Origin of the sequence: Ensifer sp. ENS11 (assembly GCF_014851895.1) — a bacterium.
Classification (GTDB): Bacteria; Pseudomonadota; Alphaproteobacteria; order Rhizobiales; family Rhizobiaceae; genus Ensifer; species Ensifer canadensis.
Genome location: NZ_JACVAN010000032.1, coordinates 15,152 through 33,179 on the forward strand (window position 1 = coordinate 15,152; position 18,028 = coordinate 33,179).

14 protein-coding genes are annotated in these 18,028 nt (G+C 61.4%); 3 read left to right on the forward strand and 11 right to left on the reverse strand.

Annotated features, from left to right (window positions below; all coding sequences use genetic code 11):
• Positions 1-48 precede the first annotated feature (48 nt).
• Positions 49-714, forward strand: coding sequence for a hypothetical protein (locus tag IB264_RS32545; RefSeq protein WP_246811870.1), 666 nt, complete (start codon positions 49-51; stop codon positions 712-714).
• 305 nt (positions 715-1,019) lie between these two features.
• Here IB264_RS32545 and IB264_RS32550 read toward each other — a convergent pair whose 3' ends face one another.
• From IB264_RS32550 to IB264_RS32600, 11 genes are all read right to left on the reverse strand, one after another.
• Positions 1,020-1,907, reverse strand: coding sequence for a UTP--glucose-1-phosphate uridylyltransferase (locus IB264_RS32550; RefSeq protein WP_057208339.1), 888 nt, complete (start codon positions 1,905-1,907; stop codon positions 1,020-1,022).
• 17 nt (positions 1,908-1,924) lie between these two features.
• Positions 1,925-3,112, reverse strand: coding sequence for a polysaccharide pyruvyl transferase family protein (locus tag IB264_RS32555; protein WP_192435094.1), 1,188 nt, complete (start codon positions 3,110-3,112; stop codon positions 1,925-1,927).
• A gap of 12 nt (positions 3,113-3,124) precedes the next feature.
• A complete protein-coding gene (locus IB264_RS32560) occupies positions 3,125-4,459 on the reverse strand; it encodes a glycosyltransferase family 4 protein (protein ID WP_025431422.1) in 1,335 nt (444 codons plus the stop codon).
• Entirely contained in the window at positions 4,456-6,684 is a 2,229-nt protein-coding gene (locus tag IB264_RS32565) for a hypothetical protein (RefSeq protein ID WP_192435096.1), read from the reverse strand. The genes IB264_RS32560 and IB264_RS32565 overlap by 4 nt, the downstream gene beginning before the upstream one ends.
• Before the next feature lie 14 nt (positions 6,685-6,698).
• Positions 6,699-7,430 carry a hypothetical protein gene (locus tag IB264_RS32570; protein WP_192435098.1) on the reverse strand — a complete coding sequence of 244 codons (732 nt, stop codon included), beginning with the start codon at positions 7,428-7,430 and terminating at the stop codon, positions 6,699-6,701.
• Positions 7,431-7,439: 9 nt separating this feature from the next.
• Positions 7,440-8,693, reverse strand: a complete 1,254-nt coding sequence (locus tag IB264_RS32575; protein WP_192435100.1) for a glycosyltransferase family 4 protein — start codon at positions 8,691-8,693, stop codon at positions 7,440-7,442.
• Entirely contained in the window at positions 8,690-9,529 is an 840-nt protein-coding gene (locus tag IB264_RS32580) for a class I SAM-dependent methyltransferase (protein WP_025431418.1), read from the reverse strand. Before IB264_RS32580 ends, IB264_RS32575 begins: the two co-directional genes overlap by 4 nt.
• Positions 9,526-11,550 (reverse strand): glycosyltransferase family 2 protein, encoded by a 2,025-nt coding sequence (locus IB264_RS32585; protein WP_246811871.1) that lies wholly within the window; start codon positions 11,548-11,550, stop codon positions 9,526-9,528. The genes IB264_RS32580 and IB264_RS32585 overlap by 4 nt, the downstream gene beginning before the upstream one ends.
• A 292-nt stretch (positions 11,551-11,842) precedes the next feature.
• Complete coding sequence (locus tag IB264_RS32590; protein ID WP_025431416.1) at positions 11,843-12,502, reverse strand: calcium-binding protein; 660 nt, start codon at positions 12,500-12,502, stop codon at positions 11,843-11,845.
• 265 nt (positions 12,503-12,767) lie between these two features.
• Positions 12,768-14,168 (reverse strand): HlyD family type I secretion periplasmic adaptor subunit, encoded by a 1,401-nt coding sequence (locus IB264_RS32595; protein ID WP_192435103.1) that lies wholly within the window; start codon positions 14,166-14,168, stop codon positions 12,768-12,770.
• Positions 14,165-15,946 (reverse strand): type I secretion system permease/ATPase, encoded by a 1,782-nt coding sequence (locus tag IB264_RS32600; RefSeq protein WP_192435104.1) that lies wholly within the window; start codon positions 15,944-15,946, stop codon positions 14,165-14,167. The genes IB264_RS32595 and IB264_RS32600 overlap by 4 nt, the downstream gene beginning before the upstream one ends.
• A 192-nt stretch (positions 15,947-16,138) precedes the next feature.
• Between IB264_RS32600 and IB264_RS32605 the strand changes: the two genes are divergently transcribed.
• Complete coding sequence (locus IB264_RS32605; protein ID WP_025431413.1) at positions 16,139-16,711, forward strand: MarR family transcriptional regulator; 573 nt, start codon at positions 16,139-16,141, stop codon at positions 16,709-16,711.
• A gap of 48 nt (positions 16,712-16,759) precedes the next feature.
• Positions 16,760-17,989: a glycosyltransferase family 4 protein gene (locus IB264_RS32610; RefSeq protein WP_171520742.1), complete on the forward strand. Its 1,230-nt coding sequence runs from the start codon at positions 16,760-16,762 to the stop codon at positions 17,987-17,989.
• Positions 17,990-18,028 lie beyond the last annotated feature (39 nt).

Here is an 18,028-nt window from a genome sequence, read left to right on the forward strand (position 1 = left end):
GAAGAGGAGTTTCTTATGGTTTTCGCGAAAGCAATCGCTCGTGGCGCCTTGGCGCTGAGTCTGGTCGTAGCCCCCGCGGTAGGCGGGATGGTCGGTGCGGCGGGCACAGCCCTGGCCAAGGAAGGCCATGGCAATTCCGGTGGCGGTGGCGGCGGTGGTAATGGAAATGGAAATGGAAATGGCGGCAGCCATGGCGGGGGCTCAGGTTCCAGCCATGGAAAATCAGGTTCCAGCCATGGAAAATCGGGAACCACGCGCGCAAGCAACGACACCTCGAGCAAGGCCAGCGACACGCCGACGTGGAAATCGTTGTTCACACGTGGCAAAAAAGGCCCGGACACGGCGAAAAAAGCTGCCAAGGCCGACAAGCTGACCAAGGTGGAGCCAATTGAAGCTGGCGTCGGCACGCCGGGACTGCGCTCGCTGAACCGCAACTATCACGCTTATCTCAACTCGAACGATCCCCGAATGGCCGCGGTTTCCGCCTACGCCATCGCCTATGCAGAGTTTGAAGCTGAGAACGGCGTAGACGCCATCCCAAGCGACCCGGCCCTCAGCGACGAGGCTCTGCGCGATGCGCTTGCCGGCTTCTCGAAAGACGGTGTCGTAACCGATGATATGCTTGACGAAGCCAAGGATATCCTTGGCGTCGGGCCCGACGTCGGCAAGATCGATCAGATCCGCGAAACGCTTCCTCCGGCACCCGTGAATTGACGATTGTGGACCGCCATTCGGCGGGGCCAGACAGTTGATCGTGGTCGGCAGATAACGGGGCGCCAAAGATGCTCCGGTCTCGCAATTGGTGCATAGCCGGAAGAGATTGACAGCCAAATCAAACAAGGCCCGCAAACGAAATGTTTGCGGGCCTTTTGATGTTCTACAGCGCCGCACGTCTTATTAGACGCGCAAAGGTCGCTGTAGCCCTTTGAACTGCTGCATGTTTTTATCCTTAAACGCCGCCGCCATGAACACAGATTGCGCAACCTGGCGGCACGGCCGCTCCTTGCGGCGTAGCGCCATCAGGCGATTGCGCGCAGGGGCGTCATGAGCGCATGCATCTCGCCGGAGATCCCTGCTGCAATGTCGGCGCGCGCCATTGCCATGTGCAGGTTGGCCGCGACGAAGCCGGTCGGATTTCCGCAGTCGAACGTGCGGCCGCCGAATTCGAAAGCGCGAATTTCCTGGTCTTTCATCAGGGTGATCATCGCGTCGGTCAACTGGATCTCGCCGCCTGCGCCGGGCTCCTGGTTTTCGAGGATGTTGAAGATCTCCGGCTGCAGAATGTAGCGCCCTGAGATAAACAGGTTGCTCGGCGCCGTGCCCGGGGCCGGTTTTTCCACAAGGCCATCGACCAGTGCGCCCCCAATGGTCTGCTTCAGGGAAACGATGCCGAATTTGTGAGCCTCTTCCGGCAGGCATCGTTCGACCGCCACGACATTGCCGCCGTGTCGCTGGTGGAGGGTCGTCATCGATTGGAGGCAGGGTTCGTGATCGACCATCAGCATATCCGGCAGCAACACGGCGAAAGGTTCGTCGCCGACGATGTGGCGCGCCGTCCAGACCGCGTGGCCAAGGCCACGCGCCTGTTGCTGGCGCACGAATGAGATGCTGCCGACATCAGGCGTTGCCGTCGCCAGCCGATCGGCAAGCGGGTTCTTGCCGGCTCGCCGCAGCGTTGCGTCGACCTCGAATGCGTGATCGAAATAATCCTCGATCGCACCCTTCATGCGGCCGGTGACGATGATGACGTGTTCGATGCCTGCGGCAAACGCCTCGCTGACGATGTAGTCGAGGATCGGCCGATCAACGATCGGCAGCAGTTCCTTGGGAACGCTTTTTGTCGCCGGCAGCATTCGCGTACCGAATCCGGCGGCCGGGATGATCGCCTTGCGCACTTTGTTCTGCATGTCAGCACCTTTTCGCTTCAAGCAACTCGGGAGATTTTTGCGGGTGGGGATTTGAGGATGTCGTGCATCTTGTGCTCGACACCATTTTCAGTGAGGAAACGGTACATTTCGCCGTAGGTGTGGAACCAGGCACGGTTGTACCTGTCGAAGAGGGCCTGGTCCCAATAGTCCTCGAGGCAGAACGCCTGCTGCCCGAAGATGTCGAAACTGGGGATCTTGAATGTGTCGCAGAACTCGGCCGTTCGGCTGTCATAGGTGCAGTAGATCGACGGAACCCCATTCGCCAGCGCCATGAGATTGCCGTGCAGGCGGTAGCCGAGCACCAGGTCCTGGGCGCGGATCAGCCGTTCGTAATCGGCAACCACATCGGAATAGAACAGCCTTTGCTGGTAGAGGCGCAGCATCACCTCATCGAGATACCAGGACGATGTCCAATGGTCGGCCTTGAGCGCGGCGAGTGCTTCTTCGCGCTGGGCCTCGTCTCCCAGGACAAGCTTCTTTTCCTCGACCTCGCCCTGCGTCAACAGCACGGTCTCGAAGCGCCCGGCCATGGTTTTCACCAGTTCGCGGTGGAAGCCGAGATAGCGTTCTATATCCTTGGCATAGGCATTGGAGACTTCTCGCCTGACGGTGACCCCGACCTTGCGGACCTGTTCGAGCGGCGGCAGCGTGATGCGCAATTCCGGATCGTTCAGACGGAAGGCGGTCGGGCATCCGATGATCCGGACGTTGCGGATGCCGAGATCCCACAGAACCTCGGCCGAATAGGCACCCCGCACACCGATTGATGTCGTCGATTCGGACATCAGGCGCAGGACGGCACGCGTATCGTCGGAGAGCCTGATTTTTCCATCCACCGGAGCCTGTGCACCGATCCCAAAGCCGATCACTGGCAGGCCGAGCGCCTTCAGGACCGTTGCTGCCGCCTCCCAGTTCATGGCGTCGTGAATGTAATTTGATCCGCGCAGGAACACGTAATCGTATTCCTCCCGAAGCCGGGCGATGTCGCGTGGCCTGAATTCCGATATTTCGAGCACACCGAGTTCATCGAACCGCAGCAGTTTCAGCGACGAGTCGAAGACGAAGGCATCGCCCATATTGTGGTAGTGGTTGATGTGAGACTGGATGTCTTGATGTTGATACCAGCGAACGCTGTCATGTGCGTAGACTTCGCCGGCGGGGATCATGACCAATATGCGTGCCAAAAGCTTAATCCGTCATTGGAACTGTGACGAGACGCGCATCTCGACGCGATGTTCGCGTTGCGCGGCACCGTCTTTTTCGCGCAGCAGGCTGCGATAGACGCCCAGGTGTTCCCGTGCGCAATCCTTGGAGCTGAAGGGACCGCGCATGCTGCTGCGCAAGCGGTCCCAGACCGTGTCGTCGTTCAGGACCTCGACGATCCGATCCGCGAGGTGCTGGCCGTTGCCGGCGCGAAAATGCAGGCCATCGGCGCCATCGCGAACTTTCTCGGCCATGCCGCCAATGTCGGAGCAGATGATCGGCCGGCGGTGCAGCAGCGCTTCCTGGATGACGACGGGTGAGTTTTCCCACCAGATTGATGGGAAGATCACCCAATCGACGGAGCGCATGAGCTTCGGCAGATCGGCATTCTGATAGCTGCCGTAGAAGCGGACCCGACGACCGGCTCGCTCGATCAGCTTCTTCATCCGCGCCTGAAATTCGACCGGCTGGCGTTCGAGATTGGCGCCAAAGATCATCAGGTAGGCGTCATCGCCCCAGATCTCATCCGGTACGCGGCCGATGGCATCGATCAGCACGTCGACGCCCTTGAACGGCGTCATCTGGCCGAAGAAGGCGAAGCGGTTGCGACGCGCGTCGCTTCGCGCAAGTTCGCGCGCGGGTGTCGCTTCCTCGCCCATGATCCCGTTTTCGATGACGTGAATGCGTTGGCGATCTATGCCCCACTCCGCATAGCGCTTGGCGAGAAAGGCGCTTGGCGCAACGAACGCGTCGACCATATCGAGGAGCATGGTCCGCACGAGCGCTTCACGCCGGAGGAACCTTGACGCCGGAATATCCGGAAAACAGCTGTTGCAGGCGGTCGGCGAAGCCTGCTCGCAAAGCTGGCCGGTCGGCCGTTTCACCATCTGCCCGTGGTTGTGGCAGATCGGCACGAATTCGTGGAGCGTGAGAAGGATTGCCGCGTCTGGCAGTGCGGAGCGCACCGCATAGAGCGCCTCGAGACCGAACCCCAGAACGTGATGGAAATGAATGACATCCGGTTTCACGTCGCGCACGAAGCGCAGGAGATCGCGCTCGATCGACTCGACGTCCTCATTCGCCAGGTGAAAATGATCATAGGCATCGGTGTGGAACAACACCTCTTCCTGCGGCAGGCGCGCACTCATCAGCGCCGATGAGGCGTGTCGTTGCAGCGGCGGGGAGGCGGCCGCCAAGTACACGGATTCGACACCTTCCATCGCGTTCAGGCCGCGGTGCAGGTTGTGCGAGGCAATCTCCGCCCCGCCCAGCGAAAAGGAGGGGTGCGCATGCGAGATCACCAGGACGCGAAGCTTTTGTTCCCTCATGCGGAAATCCTGTCAAACGATCTTTGGCTCTGGTGAGCGCTTCGCCACCGCGACTTGAGTATTTCCGCATCGATGCGTTCGGCGAGAGCTGCAAGCTTGCCGTTTTGCTCTCCCGACATCGGCTCGTCGCAGCCGAGCAATTGGATCGACGGCAGCAAATAGGCAGCGGTGCCTGCCCGGTTGATCCGCAGGCCGATTTCGCAGGCCTTCTGTTTTGAGCCGAGATAGACGCCGCAATCGCGCATCGCGTCGTTCAGGACCGCACGCGGCATGATGCAGCATTCGAGCGACGCCACGTCGACCCGTGTCAATTGCAGTGCCGCAATCGCCATCAGCGGATAACCGGCATAGCGATCGAGCAGCAGTTGATCGCCGTCCTCGGAGAGCCAGCTTCCTGCCCATTTCACCGAGTGATCGTCATAGGCAAGCATCGGCGAAATCACGCTTCCGACGTGGGCCTCTCCGACTGCCGTCAGTGCGTCGTACCAGCCTTTGCCGGTAGGGACGAGTGAGCCCGCCATGGTTACGATCGTGTCGCATGAAACCACCTCCGCCCCGACCGACAGCAGATCGAAGCGATCCTGTGCCGCGGCCGCGCAGACCAGGCGAACCGAGAGACCATAAAACCGTGCCAGTTGCCTAAGACGGACGAGATCCCTCTGGAAGGCGGGCTTGCTGACAACGATCACGAGCGGAGCGCAGCGCGTCTGCGGGTCGAGCGCAAACAATGCGAGGAGCGGGCCGACTTCCGGCATTCCGACGGTGGAGCCGACGATGATGGGAACGCCGGCATTTTCGTCGAACACCCCGACGTCGATGATCGTTTCCATGCGCGGCGCGGCGCAGGCGGCCTTGGAGAGAAGCGGAACGATCTGGTGATCGACGATCGCCGGCAGCGCCCAGTTGGCGGCATCGAACAAAGACAATTGCTGGATTGCGGCCCGTCGCGCCGGCATCCGCTTGGGTGTCAATGGCAGAAACGCGCGCCGACCTTCTCTCAAGGTCAGTTCAAGATAGGGTGTAGCGTCGAGATTGCCGGCAGGCAGTCTCGCATGGGCGACAAATCCGTGGGCCTGATCGTCGCTGTCGAGTGATGCCCGGAATGCGGGTTGATCGGCGAAGCTTTGCGAAACGTCGAGCCGATCGAGGCGCGTCCAGATGTCGTCGAGCCTGGCCTCTGCGCCAGGTCGCCGCAGTTTGACGGAGGAAACATGGTGCTCCGGGTCGAGCAGCCAGCCCGAAATCAGCATGTCGCCTTCATCGGTTTCGAACACCCGGTCGACGTCCAGGCGAACCGGGTATGGAAGGCTCGATATCGTGTCCTTTCCGGTGAAACCGTTTGCCGCTGAACGCAGGCGCAGCATGGCCTCTGGCGTTGCCCGGGCTTCGAGCAGCACGGAACGGATGTGGTCCGGAGTGTCCAGGGCCGCGCTGATCTGCACGCGCGAATGCGCCGGTGTCAGGTGCCAGCCTCCGCCAGCATTGTAGACGATGCCTTTGAGCGCGTCTGCGCGTACCCTCCCGCCCGTTTCCAGAACGGCGATGAAACCCAGCTCGCCCTCCGGTATATCCGGCCGGGCAAAACTGGCGACGAAACAATCGGCGACGGTCGTCGCGCCGGCTAGAAGATAGGCCTGGCAACGGCCGGGAACGAACGCGCGGCTCCAGCCCATGATGACGATGACGCCGTCATGGGTCTCTCCGACCAGTTCGATGAAGCCGTCGGACGGCTGCAGTGCCTTGATCAGCGAAAGTCCGGCGAAAACCCTGTTGCGGTTGCCCGGTTGCGCCATGAGCTGATCGGCGAGGCGACTGACGACGGCGGCCGTTTCTCCTGCTGCGGTCTGCGCAATAAGGGTTGCCGCGTCTTCGATCGAAATCGGTCTGGGGGCAACGATGAAGCGCTCGCTGATGCGCCCATCGTCAACGTCGATCAGCGAGATGGGCACATCGGGATTCGGTTGCGTCAGGAGTGCCGCAAAACCGTGCGTCGCCGACGGCGACGATGCAGTCAAGGGCCAGCTTGCAACGGAAGCGCCGTCTCGCGCGGGCTTGGCGCCATCGGCTCTGACGGAAACAGCGTGGCCCCTGGCCCGTCCGCTGCCAAGGACGAGCATGGTTTCCGGATCGATCCGAGCGGAAACAGCCCGACCCTTGCCGAAGCGCAAGGGCGCCCCCGCGGCGCGGGTGCCGTTGGTGCCAGCGGGCCTTTCATCGTTCGCCATCGCCTGCCGCATCATCATCTTGCCAGCAATGCCAGCAGCGCTCCGGCTGCAAATCCCATGAGGACGAAGAGAAGCAACACGAGCGGCCTGGTCTCGCCGCCCGACCGTTTTTGAAGTGTGGAGAGTGTCTTCTCCATGCCCGCCACGACGCCATCCATTCGCAGCAGATGCACGTCCAGATCGTCGAGCCGTCGGCTCATCTCGGCACGAAGGCCGTCGATGCCGGCGCTCGGGTCTGCCGCTCCGTCGGTTTCCGCCGCATCTGCACCGATATGAGGTACGCGCTGCAGCGAACGTTGGGAAATCTGCAGCTGACGCTGCGCAGCCATCAGCACGTCCAGTTTGTCGAGCACCCTGGTCAATGGTGCTGCGATCAGCGCTTCGGCTGCCTGTTCGTCTGGTTGCGGCACGCGCAGGGGCTGCCCCGCTCCGTCTCCCGTAAACGCCATGACGACAAGATCGCGGCTGCGCTTCTGCACAGCCTCAGGCAGGGCGATTTCGAATGCGTGCTGGCCGTCACCGATCCCGTTTCGCTTGAGGTCCGGGCGATTGCGGTCGGCGATCGCTTCGGCGACCGGTGCGCCATCGAGGAGGACGCGCACTTTGAGGCGTTGGCCGGGGGCGGCGGGATCGTGCGCCCAGCCGAACAGGCGTCCCCCATCGATGGCATCGACGCGACCGTTGATGGGTTTGGCGCCTTCATTCTCGGGCGGCGGCGTGTCGAGTTTTTCTGCGACTTGGGCCATGGGTCCTCTTTATGCGGCCTGAACCTGCTGGAGATTGAAAAGAGCAAGGTAACGACCGGCTGTGGTGTCGATGTCATCAGGGCGAACGGCTCGGCCGGAAAGCTGTCGCAAAAGCGTCGGCTTTTCGATGACCTGCCGCATGGCGGCTGCGAGCTGGCGTGGATCGTCGGGTGCCACGGTCAGGCCATTGACGCCGTTCCTGACCAGTTCGGCCATTCCGCCGATATTGCTGGCGATCACCGGGCGTCCCTGCGCCTGCGCCTCCTGGATCACCAGCGGCGCATTTTCCCACCAGATGGAGGGGACAACGGTGCAGTCGACGCCGCCGATGAGGGCTGCCACATCTTCTCGCCGATAGGGGCCGCGCCGCTGGACGAAGGGTGCGGTTTCGGAAAACAGGCGGTCGGTGACGGCGACGAATTCCTGGGTCTGAAACGGTGCGCCGCCATGGACGCGCAGCTCGAAGTCGACGCCATCGGCGATCAGTTGGCGCGCCGCCTCCAGTAGCACCTTGATACCTTTCCAAGGGTTCAGGTTGCCGAAATAGCCGAAGACGGGGCGGCCGCTCTTAGGTTTGTCCTTGCCGGCCTCAAACGCCTGGGGCGGTAGGCCGTTGGCAATGACGGAGATGCGGTCTTCGGCAATTCCCCAGTCGACATAGCGTCGTTTCAGGAACTCGCTCGGCGCGGCGAAGCAATCAACCGTGCTCAGAAGCGCCTTGAGATGTTGTTCCCTGAGCGCGAAGCGGTCGGGCTTGATGTCCTTGAAGCAGGCGTGACAACGGTCCGGACTAGAGCCGTGGCAGAGCTCCCGCTTGTCGGTGCGCACCATCAGACCGTCATGATGGCAGATCGGGTAGTAATCATGCAGGGTCATGACGATCTTGCACGCCGGCAACGTTCTGCGCACGATATGTGGAAACTCGGCGCCCATCAGCAGAATATGGTGGAGATGCACCACATCGGGCCGGAATTCGCGCAGCAGTTCCACCAGATCCGGCACGAAACCGTAAAGGTCGATCTGGCTCATGAAAAAGCGATCGAAATGCCCCGCCCAAAGCAGGATTTCGTCGCCTGTCGGCCCTATGGCCTGGAAACTCGTGCCCGGTCTGGCCTCGCGATGGACCTGGTTGACCGCGCCCAGGAACAGGGCCTCGTGTCCTGCGCGCTGGTAGGCGCGGAAGAGATCGTGCGCAAAGACTTCCGTGCCGCCGGGATGAAGGGCCGGATGATTGTGCGCCACCACGAGAATGCGCTTGCTCATGGGCGGCCCCGGTGACGCTCACCCACGAGCACATCCTGATAGTGCGTGCCGCCCGGTTCGCGCCAATGGCCAAAGGACTTGAGCGCGAGCGAGAGACCGGTGCGATTGAACGCGCCGTCGAGAAAACCATCGTCGAAGCCGACGGCGGCCAATGGCGGCTGACCCGGTACGAACCAGCAAGGCCCCTGACCGGCGCGCTCGAAGGCAAGGCGCGGATCGCGCCGCCCCGTGGCATTTCGCCTGGCGATGTCGTCGACGATGAAGGCGGTCATGAACAAACGGCCGCCATGTGCCAGGACCCGGACGATCTCCGCCAGATAGGCCATGACCTCGTCAGCCGGCAGGTGCGTGACGACCGACGTCATGATGATGAAATCGAACTGCGCGTCTGCAAATGGCAGTTTCAGTTCCCGGCCCTTGATCGTCCCCGTCGGGTTGTAGAGATCATGGGCGATGTCGAGGCGTTGGAAGGTGAAGTTCGGATAGGTCGGCGTCACCGTCGCCCGGCACCAGCGGATGCCGCCCTCCACGGGATCGAGGCCATCATAACGGCCTCGGTCGCCATCGAGATATTGGGTGAGCGGCACGGCCATGCGGCCGATGCCGCAGCCGATATCGAGAACGCGATGATTGGCCCGCAAGCCGCCCATGCGGATGAAATGTCCGAGAAACTCCGCGCCGATCGCACGGAAATCACCGTCGCCGACAAAAATGCTGTTCGCGTCCGGCTGCGGAAGGAACCGGTTGCGCGACACGCTGTCGGTCAGCCAGCGAAGATGTGCGTCGTCCAGTGGCGGTGGCGCACCGATTTCATCGCGGGGCAGGGCATCGATCATGCATTCGTCCATTCAATTGCGTGGTCATCGGGAGACGCGGTCTTGGGGCTGCTCGGCGATCGATGGTCGCGCGCCATCAGCGCGGCGATGTCATCGTCCCAGCGCTGGGTGTGGAGCCAGGAGTTGTATTGGCTGGCGACCCCGCGCATGTAGTCCTGGCTGCGCCGGATCGACTGGCGCTCGAAGTGATACAGGCAGGCCGACGGCTCGTAGCCGATCTCGAAGCCGGCCCGGCGGATCTTCAGGCAAAGGTCGCTGTCTTCATAATCACCGATGATATAGTCCTCGGTGAAGCCGCCGACGCTCTCGTAGAGATCCCTCGTGGTGACGAGGCAGGCGCCCGTGACACCGGGAACCGTTCGCGCCTGCTGCGCCGGCATGTAGTCGCTGGGCATGCCCTTGTAGAAGTGGTGGTTCAGCCAGATCCCACGCTGGTCGCGGCCGAAATAGAGGCCTGCGTGCTGCAGCGATTTGTCTTCGAAGATCAGCCTGGGGCCGACCGCGCCGTACGCCCCGCTCATGATCGGATCTATCAGCGTCTGCACCCAGCCGGGTTCGCAGGGCACGACATCGGAATTGAGCATGACCAGAACGGAGCCGCGCGCCATACGCGCGCCGGTATTGCACGCCCGCGCGTAGCCGCCGTTCCGGTTCATGACCACCAGCCGCATGGGCAAACCGTGCAACAGGTGCAGCCCGCCGAGCAGATGCTCGGTCTCGTCCTGAATTTCCGGGGAATCCAGAACGAAGACCAGTTCCGCGTTTTCCATGAGCCAGGGGTCCGTCGCCATGCCCGACAACTGGAAGCGGAGAAAATCGAGAACCTTGTAGAGCGGGATGACGATGGAAACGAGCGGTGCATGCTGCGGCAGGCCGTAGTCTCTCGTCCGCTTTACCTCGACCGTCTTGCCCAGACGTTGCTCCACTTCTCTAAGCGCCGGCGCAAGTATCGTGCGGAATGCATCGTCGATAGCGTGTTGCGGCGGCACCGCGCGCAGGATCTGGTTTCGCTGCAGCACGGGTTCGAAGGGTTGCGGCGGCGGGATGAGGGACCTCACGGCCCCGGAGGCGAGCCGCATCTGAAAACGCGGCTGAAGCAGCGGGCCGAGCGGTTGATCGAGGGGTAGACGGGCAACGAAGCCGGTCACGTCCGTCTTCGATTTGTCGGCCTGTGTCTGCGCCCATCCGGGGAATTCGTAGATATTGCCGTCCAGCGGCACCGCTTTGCCATCCGCCTGCAGATAGTCGATGCCGGCGAGCATGGATGACGGATCATGATACCATCCGCCGACCAGCAGGCTGTCGGAAAGGGCGAGCGCCAGGTCGACCTGTCCGGATGGCTGCTGTGCCGCTCTCGGAACGTGACGCTCTTTCAAGGGCGCCCGGACCTGCAGGTCGATTGCGGTCGCCGGTCCACCGTTCGGCCAGGCGGCGAGATGCTGAACGAGCAATTCGCGCAGTTCGAGCGCGTCGCGATTGTCTGCCCACCAGCGCGTAAGGCTTGGACATTGCGCTTCGCGCTCGGAAAGCTGTCTTATGGCGATGCCGTTCTTGCTGAGCAGCACAATCTGAAAGGGTGGGCTGAGGCTTGGCATCTCGGCAATGAAGTGGCAGGCCTGCCAGGCCGAGCGTGTGCCGCGACGGATGATCGCCTTCGGCCTTAATTGGCTGACGCTTGCAGCGCTCACGACATAGATCCCGAGCTTGTCGTCGAACTCCGGATTGATGGTCGTTTCGATCAAGAACCGTCCGCGGCCCAGCTCGCAGGTGATGCGCGCCGGTCGAGGCGTTGGCGCCAATGCGTTGAGGGCGTCTTCGACGATAAGTGAGAAATATGGGTCGCTAGCGACCTTGAATGCGCTTCGCCACGTCGTCAGCAGGACGTTGAGAAATCTGATACGCGCTTCCGGCGCGAGTTCCAGGAACAGCTGCTCCATGTCGAGTGGAGGCAGACCGCTTGCCGGTTCGATGCCGATCGGCACTGCGCTGTCGCTGCCTTCGACGGCAATGACAGCCGACATCGGCGCTCTCGCTGTCCGCATCGCCCACAGCGTTCGCTGATGTCCGTCAACGAGCGAAAGAGTTACGCTCACGAGCGGCACCGGCGGCTTTGACATCGTCAGCACCGGCCGCGTTGGAATTGGCAGCCCCGGCGGCAGGTCCCAGATGAGAACAGCCAGGTCCGATCCTAAACGAAATGCCTTTGCGTCCCGATGATCGGTATTCGGCTGCTTGATATCGCTGAACGGCAAATTCAATCCCTCTTGGAGTGCGCGCCCTGCGGGAGGAATGCAGGGCACGCCTAGTCCACGCTTAGTGAACCGTGAAATAGTTCTCGGGATTTGCGTGAATGTCGTCGACGTCGACGTTGACCAGGGTCAGTGAATCGCCGTGGCCGAGGTCGATGATGACATTGCCGCCGACCTGGGTGACCCGCGAAGCGAGGTCGTCAGGCGAGGTGATATCGAGACCATTGATGCCCTTCGAGATCTGCAGCAGATCTTCGCCGGGCGTGAAGTCGAGGATGACGTCGTTGCCGCCGCCGCCGTCGAATACGAAGACGTCACTGCCGGCACCGCCAACCAGGAGGTCGTCGCCAGCGCCGCCGTCGATGACGTCATTGCCGCCACCGCCGAAGAGCATGTCGCTGCCTTTGCCGCCGGACAGGAAGTCGTTACCTTGACCGCCGAGCAAAATGTCGTCGCCTTTGCCGCCGGAAAGGAGATCGTCACCCCATCCACCGGTTAGCGTATCGTTGCCGTTCTCGCCATAGAGAACGTCGTCGCCTTCGCCGCCAAACAGCGTATCGTTGCCGTTGCCGCCGAAAAGCTGGTCGTCACCTTCGTCACCGAAAATGATGTCATGTCCGTTGCCGCCGCTCACGAAATCATCACCCGCTCGAGCATGGATGAAATCGTTGAAGCGAGAGCCGAACAGCGCGTCGTCGTATGCGCCGCCTTCTAGTGTGGCCATCTGCCTCTCCTCTTGGTGGATAAATCGCACGTCCACCGACCAGGTCGATGTTGATGCGCCGGGAGTGTGCATCGGCCTCGAATATATTTCAACATCGATTCCAGATTAAATCATGAAATCTTCGCGACATTATTGCCAATTTTCGTGGGAAATCAATACAGAAATTAAACTATGCATAGTTTTCCGCGATTCATTGGGTAGTTTAGTAGCAAACTAGTTCAATATTTGCAGTAGTTTACTACGTATCCCGCTTGCCGGCGCTGGATCAATCTTCCCTGAAAGCGCGATTGAAGCTCTCTGTCAGCGGAGACACCAGGTAGTCGATGGCGCGGCGTGCCTTGTGCACGATCAGCACCTCGGCAGGCGCGCCCGGATACAGGCGAACATCGGGATCGGCGGCAAGAGACGCCGCATCGATCTTGGCGCGAGCGGTGAAATAGGAGGCACCCGACTTCTCATCGACCGTCTGGTCCGCGGCAATGTAGGTCACCGCGCCATTGAAGGGCATGCGCGAGCGCTGATTGTAGGCGGTCAGACGGATCTGCGTCGGAGAGCCCACCGATATGCTGTCGATGTCACGAGGGTTGACGCGCATCTCGACGACCAACGGCTCGTCTTCCGGTACGATTTCCATCAGGGGCTGGCCGGGCGTGACAGCACTTCCGGGGGTGCGCAGCCAGATGTTGCTGACCACGCCTGCCTGGGGCGAGCGGATTTCCATGCGCCGCAGGACATCCTTTGCCGCAACGATCTGTTCTTCGACATCCGTCAGGTCGATGCGCGCCGTGGTGATCTCACCCGCGATGGTCGATTGAAACTCGCTTTCGATGCCGATCAGCGCGAGTTGGGCGCCAGCCCTTGCCTTTTCTGCCTGCGCCTTATCGCCGGCCAGTTCGCCGCGCGCTCTGGCGAGCTCACTCAGGCGCGTATCGACCTCTATGAGCTTCGCGCGCTGCACGAAGCCCTTCTCGACCAGCGTGGCGATTGCGGTGCGCTGTTCGGTGATGAGGGCGATCTGCCGGTCGGTCGCTTCAAGCTGGATGAGCAGCGATTTCGTCTGCTCGCCATATTCCTCGATGGTTTTCGTCTGAACGTCGACGCGCCCGGCCTTGGCCTCGTGTCGCTTGTCGAAGAAGACATTCTCCGCCTTGATCGCTTCGTCGACGGCGATCTCGCCGGCTTCGCCGAAATTTTTAGGGAAGGCGATTGCGGCGGCGCCGTCCTGTTCCGCCTTGAGCCTGGCGAGCCTGGCAATGAGGCCGATGCGACGGCTGGTGAGGGCATTCAAGTTGGAGCGTGCCCGCGTGTCTTCCAAGAGGATGAGCGGCTGACCCACGGCCACCTGTTCGCCCTCCTGAACCAGAAGGCGCCCCATGACGCCTCCTTCGAAATGGCTGATCGTCTTGCGCTTGGAGTCGACGATCACGCTGCCGTTGGCAACGGTCGCGCTGCTAAGTTCCGTCGACACCGCCCATGTGAAGAAGCCACCGAAGGATACGATGATGGTCGCAAGCCCCGCGACCATCAGGCGGCGAAGCGCGCGTTCGGAATGCGCCTCATCGATATCGGCCAGGGTCGGTGCCGCCTGAGGGGCGATTTTTGTCAGCGGTCTGACAACGGGCTCTGAAGGCTGCGGACGAAGCGGAAGCATCTGTTTGTCGGTCATGCGGAAGCAACCTCGCGCCGAGTTTCGCCGGGCCCAGGCACGGTCGTCAGGATATCCGTTCGCGGCCCAAACTGGCTGATACGACCATTTTCGAGGACAAGAAGCTTGTCGGCGACCTGCATGATCGATGGCCGGTGGGCGATCATGATGACGATGGCACCCTGGTCGCGCATGCGCTGGATCGCACGCACCAAAGCGCGCTCGCCAAGCGAATCGAGGTTGGCATTGGGTTCATCGAGAACGACTAGGCGCGGGCGATTGTAGAGGCAGCGCGCCAGCGCGATGCGCTGCCTTTGTCCACCGGAAAGCGTCAGGTGGCCATCGCCGACGGGCGTGTCATAGCCGAGCGGCAGGCGGCCGATCATCTCGTGCACTTCTGCAAGCCGCGCGGCCTCTATGACCTTGTAGGGGTCCCCATCTTCCATTCTGGCGATGTTTTCCCGGATCGTGCCCTCCAGCAGCGATACCGATTGCGGGAGGTATCCGACCGATTCCCCGAAGGACCCGCGCTCCCAAAGGTAAGTATTGTGGCCATCGAGAAAGACCCCACCCGAGGTCGGCTTCAAGATGCCGACCAGCAGCCGGGCCAGCGTCGATTTTCCGGCGGCCGACGGACCGACCACGCCCAGCACTTCGCCGGGGGAAAGCGAGAAGGAAATGCCCTTGATGATCGGAACCTCGACACCGGGGACGGCGTAAACGAGTTTATCCACAATCATGTCGCCCACGTCGCCGACCGAATGGGGCGTTGGTGTCGTCTGGCGGATTGCCAGATCTTCGCCGATTGCCGCCTCGAGCCGGCGCCAGCCGGCAATGGCAAGCACCCATTGGCGCCAGTTTTCAATGATCGTGTCGAAGGGGATGAGCAGACGGCCGACAAGGATGCTCGAAGCCATCATCGGGCCGGGGGTGATGGCCTGGTCGAGAACCAGCAGGGCGCCGGCCGCGAGCGTGATCACCTGGATCGAATAGCGCAGGCTGCGCGTCAGCGACGCCATCGCCCTGCTCCTGGTTCCTCCGGCCTCAAGAGCGCCCAAAGCGTGGATTTGCAGGCCGCGCCAGCGCTTTGCGAGCGCCGGCAACATACCCATCGCCTCGATCGCTTCGGCGTGCCTAAGGGAGCCGGCGATCTTTGAGACCGCTTCGACATTCGCCTGGTTGGCCTCCTTGGTGAGCTGGCGCGTCATCAAATCGTTGACCAGTCCGCAGCACACGAGCAACACCACGGACACGACGCCGATCAGGCCGAAAAGCGGATGCAGCAGGAACAGCGCCCCTAGAAAAATCGGGGACCAAGCGGCGTCGAGCGGCGCGACCACCGCCGATGAAGTGAGGAAGCTGCGAAGTTCCGACAGGTCGCGGAGGGATTGGGCGGCGCGAGTAAGCCCCTGGTTCACCGATGCCTGCACCGCCGATGCCAGAACCGGAGCATTCAGTTTTCGCACGATGGCGCTGCCCATGGCCTGGAAAGCTAGGGCTCGGATAAGATCTAGGACCCCATAGACGACCAATGCGCTGATCGCGAGCAGCGTCAGCATGGTAAGCGTATCAAAGCTCTGGCTGTTGAGAACCCTGTCATGAATCTGCAACATGAACAGCGGTATCGTGAGCTGAAGCAGGCTTATGCAGACACTGAGCAATGCGGCGTAAAGCGATACGGAAAGAAACACACGCTTGGCTTGCAATATTAGCAATCTTGGATTGATAATCTCATCCTGGCGCAGAACCCCTAAAATTTGAGCGTTGCTTATCGTCTCGTTCCGAACAGTATCACGCATGGGCGGTAGCCTGAGGTTGACGTTAAAGCCATCCGTGGAGGACGTCTGGCTTTAAAATAGGGTGAAGCATAGTATTGCTTCGCTATGTGTGGCACAAAAGTAAGAGGTAATGCAAGTTCAAGGTAGAGGGGAGGGGTTGTTGTAGTATGATTTACTTCAAGATTTGAAGTAAATTTCGAAATGGAGAGTTGGATGAATGAAAGAGTACTCTATCCGTCCACGGGGATCAAAGATGTGTCGTTGCTCCAGCAGGAGGACCAGACGTCGAAGGCGGTAGGAGCCCACGATCAAGCCGAAGCCGCGAACGATTGCCGACAGCTGACCTATTTCGAGCTTGCGCGCCTGATGGAGAGGGTGAGTAGGCGGTTTTCCGGTTTGGTGCGCGCCGAGCTGACCAAGCTGCGTGTCGACGACATCGGTCCGGCTCAGGCCATGGTCTTGCTGGCAATCGGAGATGCCGAGCTTTCGGTGGCCGAGCTGCTCGATCGCGGGCACTATGTCGGCTCGAACGTGTCGTACTATCTGAAGCAACTGGCAGATGGCGACTACATCGATCGGGTTGCCTCCCAGCGCGACAAGCGTTCGGCGCGCATCAAGCTGACGGAAAAGGGCCGGCTGCTGAGGGCGAACTTGCGCGACGCGGCGATGGCCTACGAGCGGGCGCTCAATCGCGGCCATCAGGATCGCCAGAACCTGGAGACCGCCTTTCAGACCCTGCATCAACTCGAACTCGTCTGGGGCAGCGCGTCACGTTACGACATGTGACCGGGCGGAACCCAATGTGGACGTCATTCAGGTAGCGGATTAGATAGCATGCATGTGGCATTTGTTCATCGGCGCGGCTTCGGCCAGTTCGCCGCGTTGGCGGCTGACCTGGTGCGGTCGGGCAACAGCGTCAGCCTGATCACCGAAACCGTGGATCAGAAGATTCCGTCCGTGCGCGTCATTCGGCACCGGGCCGAGCCTGGGCCGCGCATGTCCGCGGCCATCGCTCGGCACATGGCGGTGCCGGATCACCATGCCCGGATCGGACATCGCGTTGCCGAAACGCTCGATGCGATGACGCGACAGGACATGACGCCGGACATCGTCGTCGGCCACATCGGCTGGGGCAGCATGATGTTCGTCAAGGATGCCCTTCCTCGCGTTCCGGCCCTTGGCTACTGCGAGTTTTTCTATCGGTCGCAGGGGGCCGATATCGGCTTTGCGCCCGACGATCAACCTGACCTCGAAGAGCGCAAGAGATTGCGACTGCGCAACGTCGCGCAATTGCTGTCACTGGAAGCCATGGATGGCGGCATCAGCCCCACCGAATGGCAAAAGAGCCTTTATCCCGCCGATACGCGCGAGCGCATTGCCGTTTGCCACGAAGGTATCGATACCGCGCTGTTCCGCCCCAACGCTTCGGCGTCGGTGCGGCTTCCGGACGGTCGCGTGCTGAAGGCCAACGATCCGCCGGTGGTCACCTTTGTCGCCCGCGATCTTGAGCCCTATCGTGGTTTTCCCCAGGCGCTGCAGGCCGCCGCTCAAGTCGTGAAGAAGCGTCCTGACACGGTTTTCGTCTTCGTCGGAGGTGACGGAACCAGCTACGGGCCGCCGCCTCCTGGTGGTGGATCGTGGAAATCGCACCTGCTCGCCTCGCTTGACGTGCCGCCTGACAACATCATCTTTCCAGGCGTTGTCCCGCACCACATCCTTCGCCAGCTTTTTCAGGTCTCCGCGGCCCATGTCTACATGACCTATCCGTTCGTGCTTTCCTGGTCCGTGCTCGAGGCCATGGCATGCGGCGCCTTGGTTATCGGATCCGACACGCCTCCGGTTCGCGAAGTCATTCGCTCGGGTCACAACGGTATCCTTGTGCCGTTCTTCGACGCCGACGCGCTCAGTGAAGCAATCCTCGGCGCCGTCAGCAATCCGCAGGCGTCCGTCGGCATGCGGGCGGCAGCGCGAAGGACTGTCGAGCGGCGCTTCCGGCTCGAGGATTGTCTGCTGCGTCAGCGAGACCTTATGACAACGATGACGGGGCGTCCGGCAGCAATGTGACAATAACATTTCAGAATACTTCAAATATTGAAGTATTTG

What these genes read in the sequence shown, in the direction of transcription:
- IB264_RS32550 (WP_057208339.1), bottom strand. Translation starts at nt 1,907, where the DNA reads ATGCAGAACAAAGTGCGCAAGGCGATCATCCCGGCCGCCGGATTCGGT.
- IB264_RS32560 (WP_025431422.1), bottom strand. Translation starts at nt 4,459, where the DNA reads ATGAGGGAACAAAAGCTTCGCGTCCTGGTGATCTCGCATGCGCACCCC.
- IB264_RS32565 (WP_192435096.1), bottom strand. Translation starts at nt 6,684, where the DNA reads ATGGCGAACGATGAAAGGCCCGCTGGCACCAACGGCACCCGCGCCGCG.
- IB264_RS32570 (WP_192435098.1), bottom strand. Translation starts at nt 7,430, where the DNA reads ATGGCCCAAGTCGCAGAAAAACTCGACACGCCGCCGCCCGAGAATGAA.
- IB264_RS32575 (WP_192435100.1), bottom strand. Translation starts at nt 8,693, where the DNA reads ATGAGCAAGCGCATTCTCGTGGTGGCGCACAATCATCCGGCCCTTCAT.
- IB264_RS32580 (WP_025431418.1), bottom strand. Translation starts at nt 9,529, where the DNA reads ATGATCGATGCCCTGCCCCGCGATGAAATCGGTGCGCCACCGCCACTG.
- IB264_RS32585 (WP_246811871.1), bottom strand. Translation starts at nt 11,550, where the DNA reads ATGTCGGCTGTCATTGCCGTCGAAGGCAGCGACAGCGCAGTGCCGATC.
- IB264_RS32590 (WP_025431416.1), bottom strand. Translation starts at nt 12,502, where the DNA reads ATGGCCACACTAGAAGGCGGCGCATACGACGACGCGCTGTTCGGCTCT.
- IB264_RS32595 (WP_192435103.1), bottom strand. Translation starts at nt 14,168, where the DNA reads ATGACCGACAAACAGATGCTTCCGCTTCGTCCGCAGCCTTCAGAGCCC.
- IB264_RS32600 (WP_192435104.1), bottom strand. Translation starts at nt 15,946, where the DNA reads ATGCGTGATACTGTTCGGAACGAGACGATAAGCAACGCTCAAATTTTA.
- IB264_RS32605 (WP_025431413.1), top strand. Translation starts at nt 16,139, where the DNA reads ATGAATGAAAGAGTACTCTATCCGTCCACGGGGATCAAAGATGTGTCG.
- IB264_RS32610 (WP_171520742.1), top strand. Translation starts at nt 16,760, where the DNA reads ATGCATGTGGCATTTGTTCATCGGCGCGGCTTCGGCCAGTTCGCCGCG.